Origin of the sequence: Enterovirga aerilata (assembly GCF_013044135.1) — a bacterium.
In the GTDB taxonomy this organism is placed as follows: Bacteria; Pseudomonadota; Alphaproteobacteria; order Rhizobiales; family Beijerinckiaceae; genus Enterovirga; species Enterovirga aerilata.
Genome location: NZ_JABEPP010000001.1, coordinates 449,239 through 475,858 on the forward strand (window position 1 = coordinate 449,239; position 26,620 = coordinate 475,858).

General features: G+C 70.8%; 19 protein-coding genes and 2 pseudogenes. 8 read left to right on the plus strand and 13 right to left on the minus strand.

All coding sequences use genetic code 11. The annotated features are described in order from the left end of the window. Positions 1-47 precede the first annotated feature (47 nt). The 5 genes and pseudogenes from tsaE to trxA form a co-directional block, all read left to right on the plus strand. A pseudogene (tsaE, locus tag HJG44_RS23495) lies at positions 48-1,652 on the plus strand (tRNA (adenosine(37)-N6)-threonylcarbamoyltransferase complex ATPase subunit type 1 TsaE); the annotation flags it as partial. Between the two features lie 159 nt (positions 1,653-1,811). Continuing rightward, a pseudogene (locus HJG44_RS23500) lies at positions 1,812-2,498 on the plus strand (nucleotidyltransferase family protein); the annotation flags it as partial. A 97-nt stretch (positions 2,499-2,595) separates the two neighbouring features. Then, positions 2,596-5,736 carry a double-strand break repair protein AddB gene (gene addB / locus HJG44_RS02230; RefSeq protein ID WP_171216697.1) on the plus strand — a complete coding sequence of 1,047 codons (3,141 nt, stop codon included), beginning with the start codon at positions 2,596-2,598 and terminating at the stop codon, positions 5,734-5,736. Then, positions 5,733-9,179: a double-strand break repair helicase AddA gene (gene addA, locus HJG44_RS02235; protein ID WP_171216698.1), complete on the plus strand. Its 3,447-nt coding sequence runs from the start codon at positions 5,733-5,735 to the stop codon at positions 9,177-9,179. Before addB ends, addA begins: the two co-directional genes overlap by 4 nt. 70 nt (positions 9,180-9,249) lie before the next feature. Further along, positions 9,250-9,570: a thioredoxin gene (gene trxA, locus HJG44_RS02240; RefSeq protein WP_171216699.1), complete on the plus strand. Its 321-nt coding sequence runs from the start codon at positions 9,250-9,252 to the stop codon at positions 9,568-9,570. Between the two features lie 47 nt (positions 9,571-9,617). Here trxA and HJG44_RS02245 read toward each other — a convergent pair whose 3' ends face one another. From HJG44_RS02245 to HJG44_RS02270, 6 genes are all read right to left on the minus strand, one after another. Next, a complete protein-coding gene (locus HJG44_RS02245) occupies positions 9,618-10,943 on the minus strand; it encodes a bifunctional folylpolyglutamate synthase/dihydrofolate synthase (protein ID WP_171216700.1) in 1,326 nt (441 codons plus the stop codon). Positions 10,944-10,951: 8 nt separating this feature from the next. After that, positions 10,952-11,860: an acetyl-CoA carboxylase, carboxyltransferase subunit beta gene (accD, locus tag HJG44_RS02250; protein WP_171216701.1), complete on the minus strand. Its 909-nt coding sequence runs from the start codon at positions 11,858-11,860 to the stop codon at positions 10,952-10,954. A gap of 21 nt (positions 11,861-11,881) precedes the next feature. After that, positions 11,882-12,136, minus strand: a complete 255-nt coding sequence (locus HJG44_RS02255; protein WP_171216702.1) for a hypothetical protein — start codon at positions 12,134-12,136, stop codon at positions 11,882-11,884. A 40-nt stretch (positions 12,137-12,176) separates the two neighbouring features. Next, complete coding sequence (gene trpA, locus HJG44_RS02260; RefSeq protein WP_171216703.1) at positions 12,177-13,016, minus strand: tryptophan synthase subunit alpha; 840 nt, start codon at positions 13,014-13,016, stop codon at positions 12,177-12,179. A gap of 76 nt (positions 13,017-13,092) precedes the next feature. Then, the gene (locus HJG44_RS02265) at positions 13,093-13,728 is read right to left on the minus strand and encodes a hypothetical protein (protein WP_171216704.1); all 636 of its coding nucleotides are present in this window, start codon (positions 13,726-13,728) and stop codon (positions 13,093-13,095) included. 3 nt (positions 13,729-13,731) lie between these two features. Next, a complete protein-coding gene (locus HJG44_RS02270; protein WP_171216705.1) occupies positions 13,732-14,991 on the minus strand; it encodes an ATPase in 1,260 nt (419 codons plus the stop codon). Between the two features lie 132 nt (positions 14,992-15,123). On the opposite strand from HJG44_RS02270, the gene HJG44_RS02275 reads away from it, so the two are divergent. Next, a complete protein-coding gene (locus HJG44_RS02275; protein WP_246735996.1) occupies positions 15,124-16,056 on the plus strand; it encodes a DMT family transporter in 933 nt (310 codons plus the stop codon). Here HJG44_RS02275 and HJG44_RS02280 read toward each other — a convergent pair. The 3 genes from HJG44_RS02280 to HJG44_RS02290 all read right to left on the minus strand — a co-directional run bounded on the left by HJG44_RS02280 (position 16,043) and on the right by HJG44_RS02290 (position 18,871). After that, positions 16,043-16,903: a class I SAM-dependent methyltransferase gene (locus HJG44_RS02280; RefSeq protein WP_346767066.1), complete on the minus strand. Its 861-nt coding sequence runs from the start codon at positions 16,901-16,903 to the stop codon at positions 16,043-16,045. The two genes, HJG44_RS02275 and HJG44_RS02280, sit on opposite strands and share 14 nt — an antisense overlap. Next, on the minus strand, positions 16,900-17,898 hold the full coding sequence (locus HJG44_RS02285; RefSeq protein WP_171216706.1) for a lysylphosphatidylglycerol synthase domain-containing protein: 999 nt from the start codon (positions 17,896-17,898) through the stop codon (positions 16,900-16,902). The genes HJG44_RS02280 and HJG44_RS02285 overlap by 4 nt, the downstream gene beginning before the upstream one ends. 109 nt (positions 17,899-18,007) lie before the next feature. Next, positions 18,008-18,871 (minus strand): alpha/beta hydrolase, encoded by an 864-nt coding sequence (locus HJG44_RS02290; protein ID WP_346767067.1) that lies wholly within the window; start codon positions 18,869-18,871, stop codon positions 18,008-18,010. Between the two features lie 110 nt (positions 18,872-18,981). On the opposite strand from HJG44_RS02290, the gene HJG44_RS02295 reads away from it, so the two are divergent. Continuing rightward, positions 18,982-19,593 carry a GNAT family N-acetyltransferase gene (locus HJG44_RS02295; RefSeq protein ID WP_346767068.1) on the plus strand — a complete coding sequence of 204 codons (612 nt, stop codon included), beginning with the start codon at positions 18,982-18,984 and terminating at the stop codon, positions 19,591-19,593. 15 nt (positions 19,594-19,608) lie between these two features. On the opposite strand, the gene fliJ is transcribed toward HJG44_RS02295, so the two are convergent. Next, a complete protein-coding gene (gene fliJ, locus HJG44_RS02300; RefSeq protein ID WP_171216708.1) occupies positions 19,609-20,019 on the minus strand; it encodes a flagellar export protein FliJ in 411 nt (136 codons plus the stop codon). A 39-nt stretch (positions 20,020-20,058) separates the two neighbouring features. Further along, positions 20,059-21,390: a flagellar protein export ATPase FliI gene (fliI, locus tag HJG44_RS02305; protein WP_346767069.1), complete on the minus strand. Its 1,332-nt coding sequence runs from the start codon at positions 21,388-21,390 to the stop codon at positions 20,059-20,061. Between the two features lie 294 nt (positions 21,391-21,684). On the opposite strand from fliI, the gene ctrA reads away from it, so the two are divergent. Beyond that, entirely contained in the window at positions 21,685-22,386 is a 702-nt protein-coding gene (gene ctrA / locus HJG44_RS02310; protein ID WP_171216709.1) for a response regulator transcription factor CtrA, read from the plus strand. Between the two features lie 323 nt (positions 22,387-22,709). Here ctrA and HJG44_RS02315 read toward each other — a convergent pair whose 3' ends face one another. Then, positions 22,710-23,528: a hypothetical protein gene (locus HJG44_RS02315; protein ID WP_346767070.1), complete on the minus strand. Its 819-nt coding sequence runs from the start codon at positions 23,526-23,528 to the stop codon at positions 22,710-22,712. Positions 23,529-23,629: 101 nt separating this feature from the next. Beyond that, positions 23,630-26,464 (minus strand): preprotein translocase subunit SecA, encoded by a 2,835-nt coding sequence (secA, locus tag HJG44_RS02320; RefSeq protein WP_171216710.1) that lies wholly within the window; start codon positions 26,462-26,464, stop codon positions 23,630-23,632. Between the last annotated feature and the right edge of the window lie 156 nt (positions 26,465-26,620).

The window sequence follows — 26,620 nt, forward strand, 5'->3', positions numbered from 1 at the left end:
CCGGCGGCGGGGTTGCGTCCCGACCCGAGGGCCTGCAAGAGGCCGGCATGCCCGTGACCCAGAAGGCCGCCCCGAGCGCGGCCGAGATCATCCGCGACAGGATGCCGATCGAGGTGCCGCTCCCCGACGAGGCGGCGACGGTCGAGTTTGGGCGCATGCTGGCCGCCGAACTGCAGGCCGGCGACCTCGTCGCGCTCTCGGGCGAGATCGGGGCGGGCAAAACGACGCTCGCCCGGGCCATTCTCCGCGCCAGACTGGGCGACCCTGAGCTGGAGGCGCCGAGCCCCACCTTCACCCTGCTCCAGACCTACGATGCCGGCGACGTCCCGGTCGTCCATGCGGATCTCTACCGCATCGCAGGCGGGGGCGAGCTCTACGAGCTCGGCTTCGAGGAGATCCAGGCAAGCTCGATCGTGCTGGTGGAATGGCCGGAGCGCGCGCCCGACCACCTGCCGGCCGAGCGCCTCGACGTGCTTCTTGAGCTCGACCCGGCGAGCGGGGGACGGCGAGCCCTCGTCTCGGGGGCAGGCCCGGTCGCCGAGCGCGTCCTGCGCGCCCATGCGCTGGTCAGTCTCCTGGAGCGCGCCGGGTGGGGAGATGCCGAGCGCATCCTCATGCAGGGCGACGCGTCGAGCCGTGCCTACGAGCGTGTGGTGAAGCCGTCCGGGGAGACGGCGGTGCTGATGATCTCGCCGCCCCGGCCCGACGGCCCGCCGGTCAGGCGGGGCAAGCCGTACAGTGCCATCGCGCGGCTCGCCGAGAGCGTGCACGCGTTCTCAGCGATGGACCGAGGCCTCGTCGATCAGGGCTTCAGCGCGCCGCAGATCCTGGCCGAGGATCTCGATATCGGGCTCGTTCTGCTGGAGGATCTCGGCAGCGAGCCCGTCGCCGACGGGAACGGTCCGATCCCGGACCGCTATGCGGAAGCGATCCGCCTCCTCGCGCGGCTCCATTCGCGCAGGCTCCCCTCCGAACTGCCCTATGGCGAGGACGGGCTCCACCAGATTCCGCCCTACGATCTCGACGCCTTCCTGATCGAGGCCGAGCTCCTGCTCGACTGGTACCTGCCCTTCATCGTGGGAACGAAACCCTCGGGTTCCGTGCGGGCGGAATTCGGACACATCTGGCGCGACACGCTGGCCGACATCCTGGCCGGCCCGCAGACCTGGACGCTGCGCGACTTCCACTCGCCGAACCTGATCTGGCTGGCGGGGCGCGAGGGCATCCGCCGCGTCGGGCTGCTCGATTTTCAGGACGCGGTCATGGGGCCGGCGTCCTACGACGTCGCCTCGCTCCTGCAGGATGCGCGGGTCACCGTCCCGACGGAACTGGAGCTCAAGCTCCTCGCCCTCTACGGGCGGGAGCGGAAGGCGGCGGATCCCGGCTTCGACATGGCCGAGTTCGCGACCTCCTACGCGATCATGGGCGCGCAGCGCGCGACCAAGATCCTCGGCATCTTCGCCCGGCTGGACCGCCGGGACGGCAAGCCGCAATACCTCGCGCATCTCCCCCGGATACGAGCCTATCTCGCCCGCAACCTCGCCCATCCGGCGCTTGTCCGGCTCCGGGCCTGGTTCGAGTATCACGGCGGCGATGTCATCCCGCAGCCGGCGGTCGAGGACGAGCGGGCCGATGCCGAGCCCGCGGCCGTCGGTGCCAGGACGGGCGACGAGCTCCCGAGCGGCGCGGCGGAGGCTGGCGGGGAGGCCGAGCGGAGTCCGCCCACCGCGGACGGGACCGCCGCGGAGGCGCCGCAGCCCGAAGCAGAGCCGGGAACCCCGGTCGCGGATCCGATACCCGCCATGGTGCTCGCGGCCGGCCTCGGCAAGCGCATGCGCCCGGTGACCGAGACGCGACCCAAGCCCCTGGTCGAAGTCGGTGGGCGGGCGCTCATCGATCACGCGCTGGGCCGCCTTGCCGAGGCCGGGCTGACCAGGGTGGTGGTCAACGTCCACTATCTGCCGGACATGATCGAGGCCCATCTCGCTGGCCGCACCGATCTCGACGTGACGATCTCCGACGAGCGCGACGCGCTCCTCGAAACGGGCGGCGGGATCAAGCGCGCCCTGCCGCTCCTCGGGCCTGAGTTCCTCGTCCTCAACTCGGATTCGCTCTGGACCGAGCGCGAGACCAAGAACCTGGCGCGTCTCATGGAGACCTGGCGGCCGCAGGACATGGACGTCCTTCTTCTTCTCGCGCCGCGGAAGAGCCTCGGCTATGACGGGCTCGGCGACTTCAACATGGATGCAGGCGGACGCCTGACGCGGCGCGCCTACGGGGCGCTTGCGCCTCATGTCTATGCCGGGGCGGCGATCCTGAAGGCGAGCCTTTTCGACGACGCGCCGAACGGCGCCTTCTCGCTGAACCTGCTGTTCGACCGGGCGATCGAGGCCGGGCGGCTCTATGGGCTGCCGCTCGAAGGCGAGTGGCTCCATGTCGGCACGCCGGAAGCCATCGGCCAGGCCGAGGCGCGGCTCGCGGAGGCGGAACGGAACTGAGGATCGAGGGATGTGCGGTCCCGCCTCCTGCTCCGTTTCGCGGGTTTGGTTGTTCCCGTATTGTTCGTGAGACGGCGGGGGATTCGCCCCCGCTCCCATGGAACGCTTCTTGGCCGAACCGAAACTCTTCACGATCCCGCCGGGGACGCCCTTCCTCGCGACTCTGGCCGATGCGCTCCATTCCGGTGAGCTGGTCGGGCCTCTCGGCCCGGACGAGATTTCAGCCGCGACGATCTACCTGCCGACGCGGCGTGCGGGGCGGGCGCTCGCGGAGCTGCTCGCCGCGCGGGCGCGCGGGCGCGGCCTCGTCCTGCCGCGGATCGTGCCGCTGGGCGATGCGGACGAGGAGAGCGGGACGGGGGGCGCCTCCGCTTCCGCCGACCTGAAGCCCGCGATCCCGCCGCTCGAGCGGCGGCTCATCCTGGCCCGGCTCGTCCAGGTCTGGGCGGCGCGGGTGGACCGGAGCGAGCTGCGCCTGGACCCCGACACGCCCTTCATGGTGCCCGGCTCGCCCGCGGATGCGGTGTCGCTCGCGGCGGATCTCGAAGGCCTGATGGACGCGCTCGCGACCGAGAGCGTGGACTGGGAGGCGCTCGAGGAGGTCGTCGACATCGACTATTCGCAGTATTTCCGCCTCACGCTCGATTTCGTCCGCATCGCGCACGAGCTCTGGCCCGGCATCCTGGCCGAGCGGGACGCCATGGATCCTGCCGTGCGCCGCAACGCCGTGATCGAGGCCGAGCGGCGGCGGCTCGAGCGCGAGCCGCCGGCCGGTCCCGTGATCGCGGCGGGCTCGACCGGCTCGATCCCGGCCACCGCGCGGCTGCTCGCCACGATCGCGCGCCTGCCTCGGGGGGCGGTGGTGCTCCCCGGGCTCGATCTCGATCTCGACGAGAAGGGCTGGGCGGCGATCGGCGGCGACGGCCGGAGCGGAGGCGTGCATGGCCATCCGCAATTCATCCTGCGCCGCCTCGTCGAGGAAAGTGTCGGGACCGCCCGCTCTGCCGTGACGCCGCTCGGGCCGCGCGACCCCGCCCTGGAGCCGCGGCGCCGGCTCCTCTCCGAGATCATGCGGCCGGCGGACACAACCGATCTCTGGGCCGAGATCTCGAAGGTCGAGCGGCATATCGTGGCCAGCGAGGGAACGGACGGCTTGGTCCTGATCGAGGCGGCGGACGAGCGCGAGGAGGCGCTCGCCATCGCGGTCGCGCTTCGGGAGACGCTGGCGACACCTGGTCGGCGCGCGGCGCTCGTGACGCCCGACCGCAGCCTCGCCCGGCGCGTCGCGGCCGAGCTCGGCCGCTGGGGCATCCGCATCGCTGATTCGGCAGGCATCCCGCTCGCCGACACCGCGCCTGGCCGGCTCGCCCGACTGGCAGCCGAGGCTGCCGCGCTCGACTTCCAGCCCGTTCAGGTGCTGGCGCTGCTCGCCCACCCGCAGGTTACGCTCGGACTCGCCCGCGAGGAGGTGGAGCGCGGCGCGGCCGCTCTGGAGCTCGGCGTCCTGCGCGGGCCGGCCCCCCGACCGGGGCTCGACGGCATCGCGGCGGCCTACCGTTTGCGCCGCGCTGGAAAGAGCCGCCGCGAACCGCTGCCCGCCCGCATCCTGTCGCCCGAGGACTGGGATCTCGCGGCCGAGATTCTGCAACGGCTGGACCTCGCTTTCGGGCCCTTCCGGCAGGCGGGCGCCGATGGCAGGCTCGTCGACCTCGTCCGGCTCGCCGGGCTGCATGCGGACGCCGTCGCGGGGCTGACGGACCTGCCCCCCGGCACGGGGCGGCCGCCAGATCCGGCGCGCGACTGCCTCGACGGGCTCTTCGACGAGCTCGCCGCCACGCGCGTCGAGGATGGTGCCGGCCGTTCCATCCTGGGCCGCTTCTCCGACTACCCCGCCTTCTTCTCGGCGCTGGCCCGCGACCGCCAGCTGGCGCCGGAGATCCGCGGCACGCATCCGCGCATTCGCATCCTCGGCCTTCTCGAAGCCCGCCTCATCGAGGCGGACCGCGTGGTTCTCGGAGGTCTCGACGAGACGATCTGGCCGCCGGTCGCCGAGACGGACGCCTTCCTGAACCGGCCGATGCGGCTGAAGCTCGGCCTGACCCCGCCGGAGCGGCGGATCGGCCAGACCGCGCATGACTTCGTGCAGGCGCTCGGCGTGCGGGATGCGATCGTCTCCCGGGCCAGAAAACGCGGCGGGAAGCCGACCGTCCCGTCGCGCTTCCTGGAGCGCCTGCAGGCCTTCGCGGGGAAGCCGGTCTGGAGCGAGATGGTCGCAAGGGGCGACCGCTACCGCCGGCTCGCGGCCGCGCTCGATACGCCGCGACCCGTCCCGCCTCTGCGCCGGCCGGAGCCGCAGCCGGGACCGGAGCGCTTCCCGCGCAAGCTCAGCGTGACCGAGATCGAGACGCTGGTGCGCGACCCCTACGCGATCTTCGCCAGGCACGTCCTCCGGCTCGAGCCGCTCGACCCGATCGCGGTGCAGCCCTCGGCGGCGGAGCGCGGCACCATCCTGCACGAGATCGTCGGTGGCTTCGCGGCCGCCCATCCCAAGGAGCTGCCCGCGGATGCCGAGGCCGAGCTGCTCCAGCGCGGCGCCGATCGGTTCGGGCCGATCGAGGAGGCCTATCCCGAGCTCTACGCCTTGTGGTGGCCGGCCTTCGTGCGCTTCGTGCCAGCCTATCTCGAATGGGAGCGCAAGCGGCGCGCGCGCCTCTCGGCCATCCACGTCGAGCGCTCCGGCCAGATCGCAATTCCGATCGCCGATGGCGACGTCTTCATGCTCCGCGCGCGCGCCGACCGCATCGAGTACGGGACGGGCAGCGAGGCCGTCATCATCGATTTCAAGAGCGGGCGGGTGCCGAGCGACAGGGAGGTCGCGGTTGGCTTCTCGCCGCAGCTCACCCTCGAAGCCGCGATGCTGATGCGCGGCGGCTTCGACCGCGTGCCCGCGGCCGAGGCGCTGCCCGTGCTGGAATACGTGAAGATCGGCGGACGCGAGCTCCTGCGGGAGAGGGCGGTCGAGACGCCCAAGAAGGACGGGCGCAGCATCGCGGCTCTCGTCGAGGAGCACCTGGAGGGCCTGGAGAAGCTCGTCCGCCGTTACGCGGTCGAGGGCGCCGGCTACCGCTCCCGGCCCTATCCGCAATATGCGCGGGCGCATTCGCCGTACGACCATCTCGCCCGCGTGAAGGAATGGTCGGCGACCGCGGGCGCGGACGATGCCGGGGGCGAGAGATGAGCGGCGATCTCGTCATCCCGGCGGACACGCTTGCGCGCCAGCGACGGGCCGCCGATCCCCGCGCCTCGGCCTGGGTCTCGGCCAATGCGGGCGCGGGCAAGACGCGCGTTCTGACCGACCGCGTGATCCGGCTCCTGCTCGAGGGCGCGGAGCCGTCGCGCATCCTCTGCCTCACCTTCACCAAGGCGGCCGCGGCCGAGATGACGATCCGTGTCTTCGAACGGCTCGGCAGCTGGGTCACTCTGGACGAGGTCTCGCTGCGCGACGAGCTGGAGAAGATGACCGGGGCGAGGCCGGACCGCGCAACGCTGGCCCGGGCGCGCCGGCTCTTCGCCAGGGCCGTCGAGACGCCGGGCGGGCTCAAGATCGAGACCATCCACGCCTTCTGCGAGCGCATACTGCACCTCGTGCCGTTCGAGGCGAACGTGCCGGCACGCTTCGCCGTGCTGGACGAGCCGCAGACGGCGGAGCTTCTCGCCGCCGCCCGCGCCCGCGTCCTGTCGGAGGCCGCGACGGGCGGGCCGCTCGGGGAAGCGCTGGAGATCGCGGGCGCGATCTGCACCGGCGATGCGCTGACCGGCCTCATCGATTGCGCCGTCCTCGACGAGCGCGTCCCGGGGGATCCGGACGAGCGCCAGATGGCGCTCTCGGCGCTCTGGGCGGCGCTCGGCGTCCCGGCGGGCCTTGCCTCGCGCGAGGTGGAGCGCGCCATGCTGGAGGACGGCATCCCGGCCTCCGAGCTGCCGGCGCTCGCGGCCGAGCTGCGCCGGACCGGCAGCAGGACGGATGCGGCGCAGGCCGCCGCGCTGGAGGCTGCCGCCTCCGCGGCTCCGGCCGACCAGCGGCTCGCGGCCTACAGGTCGGTCTTCTTCATCGACGGAGGCAAGGGCACGCCGAAGAGGTCGCTCGCGACCAAGGCGGTCGATCCGGGCGTCTGCGCCGCGCTGGCGAAGGAGCAGGAGCGGCTCGTCGCGCTGGGCGAGATGCTCAAGGCGGTCCAGACGGTGGAGCGCACGCAGGCGCTCTACCTGCTCGCCGGCGCGGTGCGGAGGGCGGCCGAGGCCGCCAAGCGCCGGCTGGGCGCGCTCGATTTCGCCGACCTCATCCGCAAGACGCTCGAGCTGCTCGATCGCGGCTCGGCCGCCTGGGTGCTCTACAAGCTCGACCGCGGCATCGACCATGTGCTGGTCGACGAGGCGCAGGATACCAATCCGGACCAGTGGCGCATCCTGCGCCGTCTCACGGAGGAGTTCACGGCCGGCGCCGGCCGCCCGACCTCCAAGCCGCGCACGGTCTTCGCGGTCGGCGACCCCAAGCAGTCCATCTACTCGTTCCAGGGCGCCGATCCGCGCTGGTTCGAGGAGGGCCGGCGGCACTGGAAGAGGCTGACCGAGGCGGCCTCGCTCGACTTCGCCGACGTGCGGCTCGACCTCTCCTTCCGGTCGGCGCCGGCGATCCTCAAGGCGGTCGACCACACCTTCCGCGTGGCCGCGCATTTCCGCGGCCTCTCCTTCGAGGATGCAGCCGTCGGCACGAGCCACGCCAGCGCCCGCCCGAACGCGCCGGGCCAGGTCGAGATCTGGCCGACGGAGGTGAGGAAGGAGGGCACCGAAGATCCGGACGCCTGGAGCGAACCGCTCGACGAGCCCGAGAAGGATGCTCCGCCGGTCGTCGTCGCGAGCCGGATCGCCAAGGCGATCCAGTGCTGGACCCGGCCGGGGAACGCGACCGGACGCGTCTGGCGGCCGAAGGACATCCTCGTCCTGGTGCGGAGCCGCGGGCCGGCCTTCTTCGCCGTGATCCGAGCCCTCAAGGCCGCGGGCGTGCCGGTCGCGGGCGCCGACCGTTTCGACATGGGCGAGCACATCGCGGTGAACGACCTCGTCGCGGCGGGCCAGGCGGCGCTCCTGCCGCGCAACGACCTCGTGCTCGCGGCCGCGCTGAAATCGCCGCTGGTCGGCCTGGACGACGACGACCTCGTCCGCATCGCGGCCGATCGCGGCGAGGCGGAGCCCCTCGTCGAGGCGCTGGAGCGCGCCGCGAAGGACGGGGACATGCGGGCCGAGGCCGCCTGTCGGGCGCTCGCGCGCTGGCGCGAGCTCGCCCGCGAGCACGGCCCGTTCGGCTTCTATGCGGCGCTGCTCGGCCCCGGCGAAGGCCGCCGCCGTCTTGTCGAGCGGCTCGGCGGCGAGGCCGCCGACGCGATCGATTCCTTCCTGATCTACGCGCAGACCTCCGAGATCGGGACGGATACGCCGTCCCTCTCCACGTTCCTGGCCCGGTTCGAATCGGCCGCGCACGAGGTCAAGCGCGATCTCGATGCGAGCGGCGACGAGGTGAAGGTCATGACGGTACACGGGGCGAAGGGCCTGGAGGCGCCGCTCGTGGTCGTGATCGACAATTGCGACGTGTTCGGGCGCGAGCCCCCGCTCGTTCCGGTCCAGGCCGGCAACGGCCAGCCGCTCCCGGTCTGGTCGCCGAAGAAGGACTGGGATTGCCGGGTCGTAGCCGAGGCGCGCGAGCGCGCCAAGCACCTGCGGCTGGAGGAGCATAACCGCCTCCTCTACGTCGCCATGACCCGCGCCCGGGACCGGCTCGTCATAGCCCCCTTCGCGGCGGGCAGGAGCGAGCCCGAGGAGGCCTGGTGCGCCATGGTCCGCCGCGGCTTCGCGGAGGCGACCCATGCGCTGGTCCGCACCGAGACGCCCTATGGCGAGGTGGATCTCTGGGCGGACGGGACGCATCCGGCCGAGCCCGCGCGCGGCGCCTCCGTGGCGGCCGATGCCGGCTCCCTGCCGGACTGGCTCCTGGCCCCCGCCGAGCCGGAGGACGAGCCGGCCCGGCGGCTGCGGCCCTCGGCGGCGCTTCCGGACGGCGCCGGCCGCCGCCGGCGCGCACCGGACGGCCTGTCGCGCGCCGAGGCGAGGCGGCGCGGCACGCTCGTTCACGCGCTCATCGACCACCTCGCGGCGCAGCCGCCCGAAAGGCGCGCCGAGGCCGCGGCCGCGTTCGTCGGGGCCCGGGCGGCCGGCCTGCCCTCGTCCGCGCGCGACAGGATCGTCGCGGACGCGCTCGCCGTGGTGGCTCATCCGGCGCTCGCGCCGCTCTTCGGGCCAGGCGCGCAGGGCGAGGCGCCGGTTGCGGGCGAGGTCACGGGCCCGGACGGCCGAAGCCGGGTCGTCGTCGGCCAGGTGGACCGGATGGCCGTGGCCGCCGACGAGGTCGTGGTGGCGGATTTCAAGACCGGCGCGGAGAGCGGCGACGACGCTCTGCCGGAGGGCTACCTCGCCCAGCTTGCGCTCTATCGCGCGGTGCTCGCGCGCGCCTATCCGGGCCGGAGGATCAGGCCGGTCCTCGTCTGGACGGACGGTCCGGAGATCGTCGAGCCCGACTCCGCCATGCTCGATGCTGCCTTGCACCGGGCGCTTGCCGGCTCGGCTTGACACAAACCTGTCGCAACATACCTAGTCAGCAACGAAGGGCGGTCCGGCCGTCCGCAGCAAGGATTCTTTCATGGCAACCGTGAAGGTGACCGACCAGAGCTTCGATACCGACGTGATCAAGTCGTCCGAGCCGGTGGTGGTCGATTTCTGGGCCGAGTGGTGCGGCCCGTGCCGGATGATCGGCCCGGCGCTCGAGGAGATCTCCAACGAGATGGCCGGCAAGGTGAAGATCGCGAAGGTCAATATCGACGAGAACCCGGGCATCGCCTCCCAGCTCGGCATCCGGTCGATCCCGACTCTGATGATCTTCAAGGACGGCAAGCTCGCCGGGCAGAAGGTCGGCGCGGCCCCGAAGGGCGATCTGTCCCGCTGGATCCAGCAGACCGCGTAGGCCCGCCCGACGGCTTCGATCTCAGCGGCCCGCTTCGGCGGGCCGTTTCATGTCGGGGGGGTGCCGTTGAGCGCCAGGACCTCGCCCGCGAGATAGAGCGAGCCGCAGACCAGCACGCGCGGCGGACGCTCGAACACCGTTTCCGAGATCTCGTCGAGCGCGGCCTCGATCCCGGCCGCGACGGAACTCCTCAGCCCGGCGCGGGCCGCGATCGCGGCGAGCTCTTCCGCCGGCCGCGCGGCGATCTGGGCCGCCATCGGCACCGCGATCAGCTCGCGCGCGAGCCCCCTGAATTCGCCGAGATAGGCGGCCGCGTCCTTCGTGGCTAGCATCGCCGAGACGAGGATGAGCGGTGCGGGGCTGCGCTCTTCGAGGTCGGCCATGGCGGCCGCGATGGCCCGGCCGCCATCGGCATTGTGCCCGCCGTCGAGCCAGAGCTCAGCGCCCTCCGGCAGGAGGTGCGTGAGGCGCCCGCGCGAGAGAAGCTGCAGCCGTCCCGGCCACTCCGCATTGGCAATCCCGCTCTCGAACGCCCTCTGCTCCAGGTCCCCGAAGCCTGCGGCCTTGAGAGCGGCGATCGCGGTCCCGGCATTCACCAACTGATGCCGGCCCGCGAGGCGCGGGGCGGGCAGGTCCATGAGGCCGGTCTCGTCCTGGTAGACGAGGCGCCCGCCCTCCGCATGGACCGAGAAGTCCTGCGCGCCGACGAGGATGGGGCTCGCGCCCGCGCGCTCGGCGGCCTCGCGCAGGGCGCCGTCGGCCTCCGCATGGTCCTGCGGGGCGATCACGACCGGGCAGCCGCGCTTGGCGATGCCCGCCTTCTCGCGCGCGATCGCGGCAAGCGTCGTGCCGAGATGCTCGGCGTGGTCGTGCCCGATCGGCGTGATCACGGCGCAGGCCGGCTGCTCGATCACGTTCGTGGCGTCCGCGCGTCCGCCGAGCCCGACCTCGAGCAGGAGCGCGTCGGCCGGTGTGTCCGCGAAGATGTCGAGGGCGGCGGCGGTCGTGATCTCGAACATGGTGATCGGCTCGCCGGCATTGAGCGCCTCCGCCCGCAGCAGCGCCTCCGCGAGCCGCTCCTCCGAGACGAAGCGGCCCCCCCGCATCCCGCCGAGCCGGATGCGCTCGTGGAAGCGCACGAGATGCGGCGAGGTGTAGACGTGCACGCGCAGCCCCGCGCTCTCCAGGATCGCCCGCATGAACGCGATGGTGGATCCCTTGCCGTTCGTCCCCGCGACATGGATCACGGGCGGCAGCCGCCGCTCCGGATGGTGCAGCCGCGCGAGCAGCGTCCGGATGCGGTCCAGCGAGAGGTCGATCAGCTTCGGGTGCAGCGCAAGGCAGCGCGCGATGATCGCGTCTGAGGATTCCATGCGGCCGCTCAGGCCGCGGGTGCGGGCGGGGCGGATTCTGCGGCGGGCGCTTCGGTCGCGACGCCCGTCGGGGGCGCCCGCATCAGGAGGCGGCAGAGCCGCGAGACTTCGTCCTTCATGTCGCGCCGATGCACCACGCGATCCACCATGCCGTGGTCGCGCAGGTATTCGGAGCGCTGGAAGCCGGGTGGCAGCTTCTCCCTGATGGTCTGCTCGATCACGCGCGGGCCGGCAAAGCCGATGAGCGCGCCGGGCTCGGCCAGATGGATGTCGCCGAGCATCGCGTAGGAGGCCGTGACGCCGCCCGTCGTCGGATTGGTCAGCACGACGATGTAGGGGAGCCGCGCCTCCCTGAGCCGCCGGATGGCCACCGTCGTGCGCGGCATCTGCATCAGGGAGAAGATGCCCTCCTGCATGCGCGCCCCGCCGGATCCGGCGAAGAGGACATACGGCGTCCTCTTGTCGAGCGCCGTCTCCGCGCCGCGGATGAAGGCCTCCCCCGCGGCCATCCCGAGCGAGCCGCCCATGAAGGCGAAATCCTGCACGGCGATCGTGGTCGGCAGCTCGCCGCAGCGGCCGTAGCCGACCTTGAAGGCGTCCTTCTGCCCTGTCTTGGCGCGCGCGTCCTTCAGCCGGTCGAGATAGCGCTTCTCGTCGCGGAACTTGAGGGGATCGGTCGCGACCTCCGGCAGCGGCACGTCCAGCCAGGTGCCCTGGTCGAACATCATCTTCAGGCGCTGCGTCGCCGTGACCCGGAGGTGGTGCTCGGAGCCGGGGATCACCCACCAATTCGCCTCGACGTCCTTCTGGAAGACCATCTGCCCCGTCTCGGGACACTTGATCCAGAGGTTCTCGGGGCTCTCGCGCTTGAAGAGCGTCTTGATCCGCGGGCGGACGACTTCGGTGACCCAGTTCATATAGCGATGCCTTTGTGCGCGTCAGGAGCGCGCGGCTTCGAGCGCTGACATTCGTTGTTTCAGGTCGGACAGGTCGGCTTCGAAGGACGCCACGGTGCGCTCGACCATCGTCCGATGGCCGATGAACCTCTTCATGGCTTCGAGCCCATTCGCCTGCATCTTATCGAGTTGCTCACGGATAGCGGCGAACTCTGCCGTGATTTCAGAATGCCGCCGGTCCATGTCGGTGCGCATTTCGCGCAACAGCGCCAGGGTGTGGTTCTCAGGCTCTGCCATGAGCTGAAGATACGCTTCCGCCTGCCCGACATCCAGAGCGTCAGGCGGCCCGCGCCTTCCGGGCCGACCGGACGCCCCGGGCCAGATCCCGCACCAGCGCGGTCACGGACGGTACCGTTTCCGCCGTCCCGTGCCCGTCCGCGTCGAGCGACCGGGCGACCGCGTCGACGATGGCCGAGCCCACGACCACCCCGTCGGCGCCGCGCGCCACGGCCGCCGCGTGTTCGCCGGACTTGACGCCGAATCCCACGACGACGGGCAGTTCGGTGTGGCGCTTGATCCGGGCCACCGCCTCGGCGACCCGGCCGAAATCCGGCGTCGCGGTGCCGGTCACGCCCGTGATCGAGACGTAATAGACGAAGCCTGCCGTGTTCCTGAGCACCGTGGGGAGGCGCCTGTCGTCCGTCGTCGGCGTCGCGAGCCGGATGAAGGCGAAGCCGGCCTGGAGCGCGGGTAGGCAGAATTCCTCGTCCATCTCCGGGGGCAGGTCGACGACGATGAAGCCGTCCGCTCCCGCGGCCTTCGCGTCGGCCAGGAAGCGCTCGACCCCATAGACGTAGATCGGGTTGAAATAGCCCATGAGGATCACGGGCGTATCCGGATCCGTCTCCCGGAACCGGCGCACCAGTTCGAGGGTCTTGACCGTCGTCTGCCCGGCCTTGAGCGCCCGGAGCCCCGCGGCCTGGATGGCCGGACCGTCCGCCATGGGATCCGTGAAGGGCAGGCCGAACTCGACGATGTCGGCACCCGCCTCCGGCAGGGCCGAGAGGATCGCGAGCGAGGTCTCGGGATCGGGATCGCCCGCCATGACATAGGTGACGAGCGCGGCGCGGCCCTCGGCGCGGCAGCGGGCGAAGCGGGCGGCGATGCGGTCGGTCATGGTGCCGGCTCGCTAGCAGAGGCGGCGGCGCCTGAACAGGAGGAGCCCGGTCCGGGGCTCGCGACGGATAGGGCGCTCAGATCGCGCCCGACCTGAACCAGACGCAGTTCGTGTAGGCGACGGCCGGGTCGACATTTGTCCGCGCCTTCGCCTGCGGCAGCGGCCGGCCGTTCTCGCCGAGATCGATCGTCACCTTCGAGGTCCCGTCGATCTGCTCGGAATAGTAGCAATACTGGTGGCTTGGGCTCTTCTGCTCGGAGGAGGTGAAGTTCCAGCCGGTAACCACCTGGCCCGACCCGTAGGGCACGTTCTTGAATACGGTGAAGTTGGTGAGCACCGCCGCCTTCGATTCCGGAACGGCGCCCGCCCCGAGCTGCGCCGGCGTGGGGGTGGGGACGTCCGAGCGGCCGCCGTTCACGGCGATGGCCGATTCGGGATCGAGCTTCACGGTGCCCTCCGTCTTGAAGGTCACCTTCTGCAGCGCCTCCGCGACCGCGTTCGCGACCTTGGCGGTCGGGAAGGTGGGGTCGTTCGCATAGGAATAGCCGTAGAAGGCGGCCCCGATCCCGACGCCGGTCAGCGCGCAGAGGATGCCGATCCCGGCGAGCCGGTAGAGCGCGGCGCGCGCGTTCAGGAGCCGCGCATCCGACTTGATGCGGGCATTCACGGCCGAGGCGAGGACCCGGTTTTCGGTCGTGTTCGGCAGTTCCATGGCTCAGCGTCCCGATTCGATCACGCGGAGCGGCGCGTGCCCGGGTGCGGCCGCATGGCTGGCGGACGCCGCGCCGCCGGCCTGGGCGGCCGCGGCCGGAGCCTGGGCAGGGGCCGGAGGACCGGCGGGTTCGGCCGGCGCGACGGGCGCTGGCGGGCGCGCCCGGTCGAGCGCCGCGGCGGCGCTGCGCTCCGCTTCCTCGCGGGCGTGGCGGATGATCTCCGCCGCGAAGGGCTCGAGGATGAAGGAGCCCGCCTGCGGATCGAGCACGATGTCGTCCTCCTCGCGCAACCTCTCGACCGAGGTGAGCGCGAGCAGCGTCGAGGCGAGCGAGGCCCCGAGCGCCGGGATGAAGACGAAGAAGAAGAGGAAGGAGTGGATCTCCTTCTCCGTCACCTGGGCGGGGTCCTTGAAGAAGACCATGCCCGTGAAGGAATGGAGCTGCGAGCGCATGATCGCATCCCGGAACGCGACCTCCGCCTCGCTCTGCGCGCGGTCGATCGCCGTGCGGTCGAGCTTGGCGCGTTCGGCGCGCGCCTCGTCGAGCCGCGCGGAGGCGTCCTGGCGGTCCTTCTGGGCCGTGCCGAGGCTGGTCTTCATCGCCTCCGTGCGCGGGTCGGTGGAGCAGCGCGTCCCGGTGACCCGCCGTCCGTCGGACGTCGTGCTCGTGACCCGCCAGCAGCGCTGGGGCGGGAGTGCGCCGAGCTCGGTATTGGCCGATTTCAGGCGTCTTTCCGCGTCCTCGAGCTGCGCCGTGCGCTGCGCCACCACCTCGTCGGCGTCCTTGATCTTGCGGTCGAGCGTCGCACGGGCATTGTTGGCGTCCACGAGCCGCTCATGCGCCTGCACGGCCTCCTGCAGGCGCGGGCGGAACATGATCTCCCCGAGCTGCGAGACCGATTTCACGGTCACGGCGGCGGCCCCGACGACGCCCACCGCGGCCACGATCCGCAGGGCAAGCGACTTCTGCGTCCGGATGGAGACGGCGAGCGGGACGCGGCTGAACTCGATGACGCCGTAGGCGATCGGCGCCAGCATCATCATCCAGAAGGCGAGAGGATCGTTGCCCCCATAGATCGAGGCGAAGAGCCAGGCGCCGGCAAGCGAGGTCGCGACGATGACGCCCTCGGCCGCGAAGGCGAGCGAGAGACGCTTGTAGGAGATCGAATAGCCCCGCTCCAGATCGGCGGCGCGCCGCGCCGCCTTCCGGGCCTGACGTCGTGTAAGGGCGTTCGGGCCCGCTGCAGCTACGGCATCCGCCATGCGATCCAAGAATCCTTCGCGTTCGTCGTCGCGTCCGCGAGCTCCCCCAAACCCACGCGTCTCATCATCTTAACTGATCCTTCACTTCTCCATCAATCGCTTGACGCCCGCATCCCAAGTGCCTCTCGTCGCATGATGAACGCGATCGAAGGCAGGCCCGGCACGGCGCAACTCCTCCGGTTCCTCGCCTTCCTGGCGATGGCGATCGTCTGGGGGCTGACCTGGATCTCGGCCAAATGGGCCACCGACGCCGCCCCGCCGGTCTTCGTGGCGGGGATCCGGCTCGTCCTCGCCTCGCTGTTCTTCGGGGCCTGGTGCCTGCTGGCGCGCGTGAGGCTGGCGACAGGACAGGCATCGCGGCTGGTCGTCGCCTCGCTCCTCGTGAACACGGGCTGCTACAGCTTCCTGTTCTGGGGCGTGGCGCATTCGCCGACCGGACTTGCGGCCATCGTCAACCTCTCGCTCATCCCGGTCCTCTCCATGCTCGTCGGGGCGCTCTACGGCGAGGAGACGATCTCGGCACGCCGGATCGCGGCCGTGGCTTTGGGCGCGGTCGGGCTCGTGCTCCTCTTCTCGACCCGGACCGGCGACGCGGCGCGCGAGGGTACGCAGGTGGGGCTCGGCCTTGCCGCCGTCGTGGTCGCGACCCTGTCCTATGCCTGGGGCGCCATCGTCTCGAAGCCGCTCGTGCGCGAGATGCCGCCGGTGGCCGTCGCATTCTGGCAGACGCTGATCGGCGGGATCTCGCTTCTGGCGATCTCGCTGGCGGCCGAGCGGGTCGGCGCGGGCGCGCTCGCGGCCCTGTTCTCGGGGCGGGGCCTCGCCGGCCTCGGCTTCCTCGTCCTCGGCGGCTCGCTCGTCGGCTTCTCGGTCTATCTCTGGCTTCTGCGCGAATGGGGCGCCTTCCGGGCCGGGCTCTACGCCTTCGTGAGCCCGGTCATCGCGGTCGCGGTCGGGGTGATCTGGGCCGGCGAGAGCTTCGGCCTCTGGGAAGGTGTCGGCATGGCCATCATGCTCGCGGCGACCGCCCTCGTCGTGCAGCCCGACAAGGTCAGCGCTTCCTGAGCCAGAGGCTGGTCTCGCGCGCGCCGGGCGGAAGCGGAAGCTCGGCGCAGATCCCGCCGGCGAGCCAGTCGGCGCGACGGGACGCGACCCAGTGGCTGGAGAAGAGGATGTCCCAGCCGCCGGATCCGATCAGGGCGGCCAAGACCGTCGCTTCGTTGTAGCCGCGCCAGGCCCATTCGGGCGGATAGGCATCCGGCAGCAGGATGTCGTGGACATGGACCAGGACGCCCGCCGGCAGGCGCGGGAGGATGTCGCCGGCGATGCGGTCCACGTCCGTGCCCGGCATGGCGACATGGCTCGAATCGACGAAGAGCACGTCGCCCGGCGCGAGCGCGGCGAAGAGGGCCGGATCCGCGTCGCGCAGGAGGGACGGCTCGTGCCGCACGCCCTGGTCGGCGAGGGAGGCGAGCGAGGCGCGGGGCGCAGGATCGATCGCCGCGATCGCGGTCGCGAGCCCGCCGTCGGCGACAGCCCGCGCCAGGAATCGCGTCGAGTGTCCCGATCCGATCTCGACGATGCGGGCCGGCCGGTGCCGGCGAACCATGGCGTAGGCGGCGACCGCGTCGAGGCGCGGGAACCAGTCCTGGTCGAAGCGGGCGGGTCCGTCGCCGCGGAGGATGCGGAGGATGTCCGGGCGATAGCCGTCGGCGGCGGCCAGCACGTCGCGAAAGAACCCTTCCGCGCCGAGGAAGGCCGGCTCCAGCGCCGGATAGGGTTCCGGCCGCGCGGAGGCCGCGTAGCGGTACGGGATGAAGAAGCCGCGCGTCCGCCCGAAGAGCGTCGACAGGCCCAAGGCGGCGCGGCGGAACCGGTGCTGCGGGCCGGGGCGGCGGGCCGCGCCGGTCACGGCGGGGGCGGCGGAACGGGCGGAATGGTGGCGGGCATCCGGTCGCGCCAGGCTTTCGCCAGCCGGGCGCGCTCGAACAGGAGCACGACCAGGAGCGCCATCGCGAAGGGCAGGAGCAGGTAGAAAAGACGGAAGACGAGCAGCGCGGCGAGCACGTCCGCCTGCGGGACGTCCGGCATCATCGCCACGAAGACCAGCTCCAGCACGCCGAGCCCGCCCGGCGCATGGCTGACCAGCGCGGCCGAGAAGGCGGCGAGGAACGCGCCCAGCACGATCAGGAATCCGGGATTGGCGGCTTCCGGCAGGGCGAAATAGATGATGCCGGCGGCGCCGATGAGCTCCAGCGGCGCGGCGATGATCTGCCGCCACATGATGGGCGGCCGCGGATAGGCGAGCGTGAAGTTGCGGATCGTGACCGGCCGCAGGTGCAGCAGCGAGCCGAGGACGTAGAGGGCGACGAAGGCCAGGAAGACGAAGCCGATGATCCGGGCCGTGGTGGGATTGGCCAGCATCGCCGGGACACGGTCGGCGACCCTGGTCAGGAGGTCCGGTTCGATGACGAGCACGGCGCCGCTGAGCAGGATGGTGCCGAGCCCGAACGTGAAGGAGCACAGGGCGACCAGGACGGCGACCTGCGCGGCCGAGAGCCCCTTGGACGTGTAGGCGCGGTATCGGACGAGCGCCCCGGAGAACACCGACGCGCCGATATTGTGGGAGAGCGCGTAGGTCGTGAACGACGTCACGGAGATGAAGAACCACGAGATGTGGCGCACGCCGAGATGCAGCAGCGCGATGCGGTCGTACCAGGCGAGCGCGGCATAGGCGAGGAGGGTCGAGCCGAAGGCGAGCGCGTAGCGGTGCGGCGGGATCGAGACCAGGCTCGTCCAGACGTCGACGAGCGAGATGCCGCGCAGCTCCCGGTAGAGCAGCCAGCAGGAGATGACGACGGCGGCGAGGCCGATGATCGGCCAGATGAATTCCTTGACGTTCTTCATTCACTCGTCCGGGCCGGCCGGGCCTCGTGGCCGGCGCGAAGCCCGGCCTCTGTGCCCGAGCGGACATATCCTCGCAAGCCGGGCAGGGATGTGACGAAAGGCCAAAAAGTCACAAGTCGCGGCGCGCGAGCCATTCCAGGATGTGCCGCGCCACGGCTTCGGCGCAGGGATCGAGCATGAGGAAGTGGCCGCCCGCCTCGAAAAGCCGGTGCCCGGCGCCGTGATAGAGCGCGGTGCGGAAGGCCGTGGCGGGCCAGACGAGCCGGTCGGCCGCTCCGTTCAGGACGAGGGTCGGCAGTCCTGCAAGGAAGGCGGGGAGTACCGGCCGCGGCAGATGCGCCTCCGCCAGCGCGCGCGGCGATTCCGGGATCAGGCGTGCGCCGTAGCGCAGCGCCTCCTCGCGCGGCACACCCTCGCCGAACAGGATCTCGAGGCCGGCGAGGTCGATGGCGGCGCGGGAATTCGCGAGCGTCGCGGCCAGCGCTTCCGACCAGATCCTCGTCTCCGTCATGGCGAGGCGCGGGCCGACCAGCGCCATCCCGTCCGGCGGCAGCGAGCCGACGAGAACGAGCGCCCGCATCCTGGCGCTGCCGATGAGGAGCTGTGCGAGGTAGCCCCCGAGGGAGTGGCCGATCACGACCGGCGGCTCGGGCATCGCCTCGACCGCGCGCCGGACGTCGCGGAGCATGTCGTCCAGGCCCGAGCGCCGCAGCCGGTCGCGCCCGTCGCTTCCGCCATGGCCGCGCAGGCTCACGGCGGCCGCCCGCCTTCCGCGCCGCCCGAAGAAGGGCAGGGCGTGCTCCGCCCAGCACCATGCGCCCGCGAAGGCGCCGTGGACGAAGAGCAGCGGCGCGCCGCCGGCGCTCCCGTCCGGCTCCGCCTCGATCAGTTCGAGCGCGGGCTCGCCCGGGGCGGCGAGAAGGCGGGCGGCGAGGGCGGGACCCTCGTCCGAATGGGGAAGGCGCGATGGCACGTGTCGGTGGCGCTCCGTGTCGCTCGTCATCCGAAGGCATTGGCCAATGCCGGCGGGAGGCATAGGTTCGCGCAGGCCTTCGTGTTCCCTTCCGATCCAAGGACATCGCAGTGTCGCCACGCCCCCGCCCGGACGGCCAGCCCGAGGTGCCCGGCTTCCTGGAGCTGCCCCCGGGCAAGATCGCGGCGGTGGCGACCTATCTGCAGATGACGCGTCCGCCGAGGCAGCCCGCGGGGGCGCGGTCGGGAAGGTTCGCGCCGCTCCGGGGCGACCTCGGCCGCTACCGCCGGCTCTTTGCCGAGGTCGGGCGGCCATGGCTCTGGTTCAGCCGCGCCGCGCTCTCGGACGCGCAGCTCCGCGCCATCATCGACGATCCGGCGGTCGAGGCCCTCGCCTATGTGGCGGATGGCGCGGATGCCGGAATCCTGGAGCTCGACTTCCGAAAGGCGGGCGAGTGCGAACTCGCCTTTCTCGGCCTCGTGCCGGGCGCCATCGGACGTGGTCTCGGCCGGCAACTCGCCGCCGAAGCGATCCGGCGCGCCTTCGCGCGTCCGATCTCGCGGCTCTGGCTGCATACCTGCACGCTGGATCATCCGGCCGCGGTCAGGTTCTACCTGTCGGTGGGCTTCGTGCCCTATCGCCGGGCGCTGGAGGTCGCGGACGATCCGCGCCTCACGGGCGGGCTGCCGCGCGATGCGGCGCCGGACGTCCCGATCGTGTGAGCCAGGCGCTCCGGCTCATGCCCGCATCGCCCGGGCGAGCCCGAGCTGGTTCATGGCCGCCTGGTCCCGGGCCGATTCGACGGCCCGTTCGGCCGAGCGTTCGCGGTTCTCCAGGATCTCGACCTTCTTCAGCGCCTCGAAGGCTTCGCCGAGTTCCGCCTGGGCGTCCTCGAGCTGGCTCTTCAATTCGTCGGCCGAGCGCTTCAGGTTGTCCCGCCGGGTCCGGGCGGCCTTGGCATAGGTCGAGTAGGCGAAATGGGCGACGTCGGTAATCCCCGAGCGCTGCTCTTCGGCGGCGACCTCCCGATCGAGATCGGCCGCCATGCGGTCGAACTCGGCAATCATCCCCTCGATCTGCGCGACCCGCCGGCGCTTCTCATCGAGCTGGAAGCGTTTCAGGCGGATAAGCGTCTCCCGCGACTTCATGGATCAATGTACTCCGCACGCGAGCCTCGTCGTCGGGCGTCATGACCGCGCGCCCAGAATCTCGGCGAGGCGACGGTAACCATCCCGTATGGAGGTTGACTCTTCCTTACGCTGGCCGAGGAAGGCCTCGAGCTGTGGCATCAAGGCTACGGCCTCGTCCACCTCGGCCGAAGAGCCGCTCTTGTACGCGCCGAGCCGGATCAGCTCCTCCATATCGGAATAGGTCGCGAGAACCTGCCTGGCCTTCTGCACGACGGGCCAGAACTCGGGATCGCAGGAGCGCGGCATCGTCCGGGAGACCGAGCGCAGGACGTTGATGGCCGGATAGCGGCCGCGCTCGGCGATGGACCGCTCCATGACGATGTGGCCGTCGAGGATGCCGCGCACGGCGTCGGCGACCGGCTCGTTGTGGTCGTCGCCTTCCACCAGGACGGTGAAGAGCCCGGTGATCGTGCCCTCGCCCGAGCCCGGCCCCGCCCGCTCCAGCAGCCGCGGCAGCTCGCCGAACACGGTCGGCGTATAACCCTTGGCCGTCGGCGGCTCGCCGGCCGCGAGCCCGATGTCGCGCTGGGCCATGGCGAAGCGCGTCACCGAATCCATCATGCACAGGACCGAGCGGCGGCCGTCGCGGAAATACTCGGACAGGCAAAGCGTCAGATAGGCGGCGTTGCGGCGCATGAGCGCGGGCTCGTCGGAGGTGGCGACCACGACGACCGAGCGCGCGAGCCCTTCCTCTCCGAGGTCGTCCTGCAGGAATTCCTGCACCTCGCGGCCGCGCTCGCCGACGAGCCCGATCACGGCGACATCCGCCTCCGTCGCGCGCGCCATCATTGACAGCAGCACCGACTTGCCGACGCCCGAACCCGCGAAGATGCCCATGCGCTGGCCGCGTGCGGCCGTGATGAAGGTGTTGATCGCGCGCACGCCGAGATCGAGCGGCGCGCCGACGCGCCGGCGGCTATGGGCCGGAGGCGGGTCAGCCCGGAACGGGTAGAGGACTGCGCCCTTCGGCAGCGGGCCCCTGCCGTCGAGCGGGCGCCCGAGCCCGTCGACGACGCGCCCGAGCCAGGCCGGACTCGGCCTGATCCCGGGCGCCGCGGCGCTGACCCGCGCCTCGCAGCCCCGCCGCACGCCCTGAAGCGAGCCGAACGGCATGGCGAGCGCCCGGTCGCCCGAAAAGCCGATGACTTCACAGGCGATCTCGCTTCCTCCATCGACCTGGATGTCGATGCGGCCGCCCACCTGCATCGCCCCGACCGGCCCGGCGATCTCCACGAGCAGGCCCCGCACCCCGGCCACGCGGCCGAAGACCCGGAAGGGTTCGACTCCCTGCAGGGCCGAGATTGCCTTTTCGATCCGGGAGGATGTCACGATCGTCTAAACCTCCTGTTTACCTGTCCCGTTAACACTGCGGCCATCGCGTCGCGAAGGTGGCGCGAGCCCGGATCCGACCGGGCGCTTGGCGGTTGACCCGCCTGAGGACAGGCGCAGGGCCGATGGGACACGAGCGTGTCCCGGCCGCCCTTGCGCGGTGGAATCAGGCTTTGTTAACCAAGCGAGCCTAGCGTCTTTGAGTCGAATCCGAGCGGTCCGGTCGCAGCGTGGGCGGCGGCGGCGGGCCGGTATTCTAAGCCCGTTGGCCTTGGGGCTAGGCTGGGGATCTCTATGCGCGTACTCCTCGTCGAAGACGACAGCGCGACGGCGCGCTCCATCGAGCTGATGCTCAAGTCCGAGAACTTCAACGTCTACACGACGGATCTCGGCGAGGAGGGCATCGATCTCGGCAAGCTCTACGATTACGACATCATCCTGCTCGACCTGAACCTGCCCGACATGTCGGGCTACGAGGTGCTGCGCACCCTGCGCGTCGCGAAGGTCAAGACACCTATCCTCATCCTGTCGGGCATGGCCGGGATCGAGGACAAGGTGAAGGGGCTCGGCTTCGGGGCCGACGATTACCTGACCAAGCCGTTCCACAAGGACGAGCTCGTCGCCCGCATCCACGCCATCGTGCGCCGCTCGAAGGGCCACGCCCAATCGGTCATCACGACGGGCGACCTCATCGTGAACCTGGACACCAAGACGGTCGAGGTCGCGGGCTCGCGCGTCCATCTCACGGGCAAGGAGTACCAGATGCTGGAACTCCTCTCGCTCCGGAAGGGCACGACGCTGACGAAGGAGATGTTCCTCAACCATCTCTATGGCGGGATGGACGAGCCCGAGCTGAAGATCATCGACGTCTTCATCTGCAAGCTCCGGAAGAAGCTCGCCAACGCCAGCCAGGGCAAGAACTACATCGAGACGGTCTGGGGCCGTGGCTACGTGCTGCGGGAGCCCAGCGAGGCCGAGGAGCGCATCCCGGCCTGAGGGCTCACCGAGCTTCGATCAGAAGCTCGCCTGCCTCCAGGCGGGAGAGGATCTTGGGCCGGAGACATCCATCCTGGCCAGCGGAACCTGTGTCCGGGCGCTGCCGCCCTGAAGCCAGACCACCGTCGTGACGCGTTCCTGAAGGGCCAAGTCGACGACGTCCTCGTCCCTTCCCTGGCCAGGACGACGCCCGCGGGGGCTGACCGACCTCTCCATCGGGCCTGCCGGCCGGCCGACTTCCGACGCATGCTCCGGGAGACTTCGGTCCCCGCGACCGGTGGCGCGATGGCCATGCGGAATTCGCGTTCGTGGTCGCCTGACTCTCACCTCGCCGACGAGGACCGGCCTGCTCGGGTACGCCGGGCGGACCGGAGCGTCATGGCGAGGAGCCCCGCATTCCAGCCGATGCAGATCGCCAGCGCCAGGAGGAGCGCGGCCGCCGAGCCGAGCGGCACGACGGTCAGGTGAAGGATCGCAAGGGCGGTCGTGAAGCCCACCATTCCGGGGATGCTGTTCGCCAGGACGGCGGCCGTCGCGGGGCCGCCGATGCGGGGATGGAGGACGAGGACCAGGCTCGTCAGCACCACCGGAAGCAGGGCCGCGATCCCGGCGGCCTGCGGCCCGAGCCAGCGCCCGGCAAGGACGACGGTCGCCGCGAGCCCCATCACGGTCGCGGCACGCGCCGGCAGGTCCCACCAGCGGGCGGGGGCCCTGACCGGCCGCGCCGCCCGCCGATAGGGGTGCGACAGGAGGTAGGCGCCGCCATAGGACAGGGCGTTCAGCGCCGCGGCTGTCCCGATCCCGGGAGCCAGGACGGACAACGCAGCGGCCAGGCCGGACCATACCAGGAGGGCCGCTCCCAGGCTGACGAGCAGCCCGAAGCGCTGCGCAAGGGAGGCGTAGAGCAGGATGAAGGGAGCGGTGCCGGCATTCACCGCCAGGCTCGCGAGCGTCGACCGGGCCAGGAACTCGGGCGAATGGTCGAGGGCGAGAAACGCGAAGGCGGGACCGGCGGAGATGGGCAGGGTCGCGACGAGCGCTCCGATCACCGGACCGGAGCGCTCGACCACGAGCGATGCCGCCACTACCACGGCGGCGCTCGCCACCATCTTGGCGAGGAGCGCGAGCCAGAAGGAGGTCACCGGCGCACGCGTCTCTCTCGGTGCGAGGAGCGGGTCAAGTCAGACGCTCTGCCGTGCGCCCGGGAGCTACCGCGCGGTCGCGACCCGGGGGCGCCCCGGGCTCAGGCCGTGAACCGGCCGTGGCAGTGCTTGTACTTCTTGCCCGAGCCGCAGGGGCAGGGCTCGTTGCGGCCGACGCGGCCCCAGGTCGTCGGATCGTGCGGATCGCGTTCCAGCACGGCGGTGTCGGCGCTCATCCCGGCGGCAGCGAAGCCGAGGGCAGGGCCTCCGCCACCGGAAGAGCCCGTGGCGTGCCCGGCGGCGAACTCGTTCTCGCCGGTCGCCGGATCGAGATGCTCCGCGAACATCGGCGGAAGCCCCTCGGGTTCCGGTTCCTGGAACACGATCTCGACCCGCATCAGCTGGCCGGTGACCTGCTCCCGCAGATGCCCGATCATCTGGTTGAAGAGATCGAAGGCCTCGCTCTTGTACTCGTTCAGCGGATCGCGCTGCGCGTAGCCGCGCCAGCCGATCACCTGCCGCAGATGGTCGAGCGTGACGAGGTGCTCGCGCCAGAGGCCGTCGAGCGATTGCAGCAGCACCTGCTTCTCGACATAGGTCATCACCTCCGGCGTGTTGCGCTCCACCCGGCTCTGGTACGCCTCGTCGGAGAGCTTGCGGAGCCGGTCGCGGATCTCGTCCTCCGCGATGCCCTCCTCCTTCGCCCATTCCTCGACGGGAGCGTCGAGGTTGAGGACATGCGCCACCGCTTCCTTCAGGCCGGCCGTGTCCCATTGTTCCGGATAGGCGCCTTCCGGGATGTGCCGGGCGACGAGGTCGTCGATGACGCCGTGGCGCATCTCGTCCACCTCGTCGCGCACGCTCTCGCGGGCCATGAACTCGCGGCGCTGCTCGAAGACGACCTTGCGCTGGTCGTTCATGACGTTGTCGTACTTGAGGATGTTCTTGCGGATGTCGAAGTTCCGCGCCTCCACCTTCTGCTGCGCCTTCTCGACCGCGCGGTTGATCCAGGGATGGACGATCGCCTCGTCCTCCTTCAGGCCGAGCTTGGTCAGCATGCCGTCCATGCGCTCGGACCCGAAGATCCGCATCAGGTCGTCCTGGAGCGACAGGTAGAACTTCGACCGGCCGGGATCTCCCTGGCGGCCGGAACGGCCGCGGAGCTGGTTGTCGATGCGGCGGGATTCGTGCCGCTCGGTGCCGAGAACGTAGAGGCCGCCCGCGGCGAGCGCCTTCTCCTTGAAGCGCGCGACCTCGGCCTCGATCTCGGCCTGGCGGCGCGCCCGCTCCTCGGCCGGCATATCGCCGCCGGCCGGGCCGAGCTCCTGTTCGATGCGCATCTTGGCGTTGCCGCCGAGCTGGATGTCGGTGCCGCGCCCCGCCATGTTGGTGGCGATCGTGATCATGCCGGGCACGCCGGCCTGGGCCACGATATGCGCCTCCTGCTCGTGGAAGCGCGCGTTCAGCACGGCGAAGATCTTGCGGTGCTCCCCCCTCCGGGCGGCGTCGTAGAGCGGCTCCAGCGCGTTCGGATCGGCGAAGTCGATCTGCCGGAAGCCGTCCTCCTTCAGGAGCTCGGCCAGGTATTCCGACTTCTCGATGGAGGTCGTGCCGACGAGCGTCGGCTGGCCGCGCTTGGATGCTTCGGTGATCTCGCGGATGATCGCCTTGTACTTCTCGCCGGCCGTCCGGTAGACCTCGTCGTCCTCGTCGAGGCGCTGGACCGGCCGGTTGGTCGGGATCTCCACGACCTCCAGGTTGTAGATCTCCTGGAACTCGTCGGCTTCCGTCGAGGCGGTGCCCGTCATGCCGGCGAGCTTCTCGTAGAGCCGGAAGTAGTTCTGGAAGGTGATGGAGGCGAGCGTCTGGTTCTCGGGCTGGACCTGGACGCGCTCCTTGGCCTCGAGCGCCTGGTGCTGGCCTTCCGAATAGCGCCGGCCGGGCATCATGCGGCCGGTGAACTCGTCGATGATGACGACCTCGCCGTTCCTGACGATGTAGTCCTTGTCGCGCTGGAACAGCTTGTGCGCGCGCAGCGCCTGGTTCACGTGGTGCACCAGCGTGATGTTGGCGGCGTCGTAGAGGTCGCCCTCCTTCAGGAGCCCCGCCTCGCGCAGCCAGCCCTCGATCTTCTCGTTGCCGCTCTCGTTCAGCGACACCGCGCGCTGCTTCTCGTCGAGATCGTAATCCTCGCGCGCCAGCCGCGGGACGATCTCGTCGATGGCGAGATAGAGGTCGGAGCGGTCGTCGATCGGGCCCGAGATGATGAGCGGCGTGCGGGCCTCGTCGATCAGGATCGAGTCCACCTCGTCCACGATCGCGAAATTGTGCCCGCGCTGGACCATCTGCGCGAAGTCGTACTTCATGTTGTCGCGCAGGTAGTCGAACCCGTACTCGTTGTTGGTCCCGTAGGTGATGTCGCAGGCATAGGCCGCGCGGCGCTGGTCGTCGTCGAGCCCGTGCACGATCGTGCCGACCGAAAGCCCCAGGAAGCGGTAGATCTGTCCCATCCATTCGGCGTCGCGGGTGGCCAGATAGTCGTTCACCGTGACGACATGGACGCCCTTGCCCGAGAGCGCGTTCAGGTAGACGGGAAGGGTGGCGACCAGCGTCTTGCCCTCGCCGGTCTTCATCTCCGAGATGGCGCCCTCGTGCAGCACCATGCCGCCGATGAGCTGGACGTCGAAATGCCGCTGGCCGAGCGTGCGCTTGGCCGCCTCGCGCACCGTCGCGAAGGCCGGGACCAGGATGTCGTCGAGCGTCTTGCCGGATGCGAGCTCGGCCTTCAGCTCGTCCGTCCGCCCGCGGAGCTGCTCGTCGGAGAGGGAAGCGAGCTCGGGCTCGAGGGCGTTGATGGCCGCGACCCTCGGAGCATAGGTCTTGAGCCGCCTGTCGTTGGCGGAGCCAAAGATCTTCTTGGCGAGAGCACCGAGCATCGCGGACCTGTAACCGATCGTGTCTTGGGGGCCGGGCAGCGTCGCCCGCTTTGGCCGGCCTTATAGACATAAGCATCGCGCCGCGCATCCGGAAGGCTCAGGCGGCGGAGGCCGGGAACAGCAAGGCCGGCTCGGCGGTTGCGGCCCCGTCTGTCG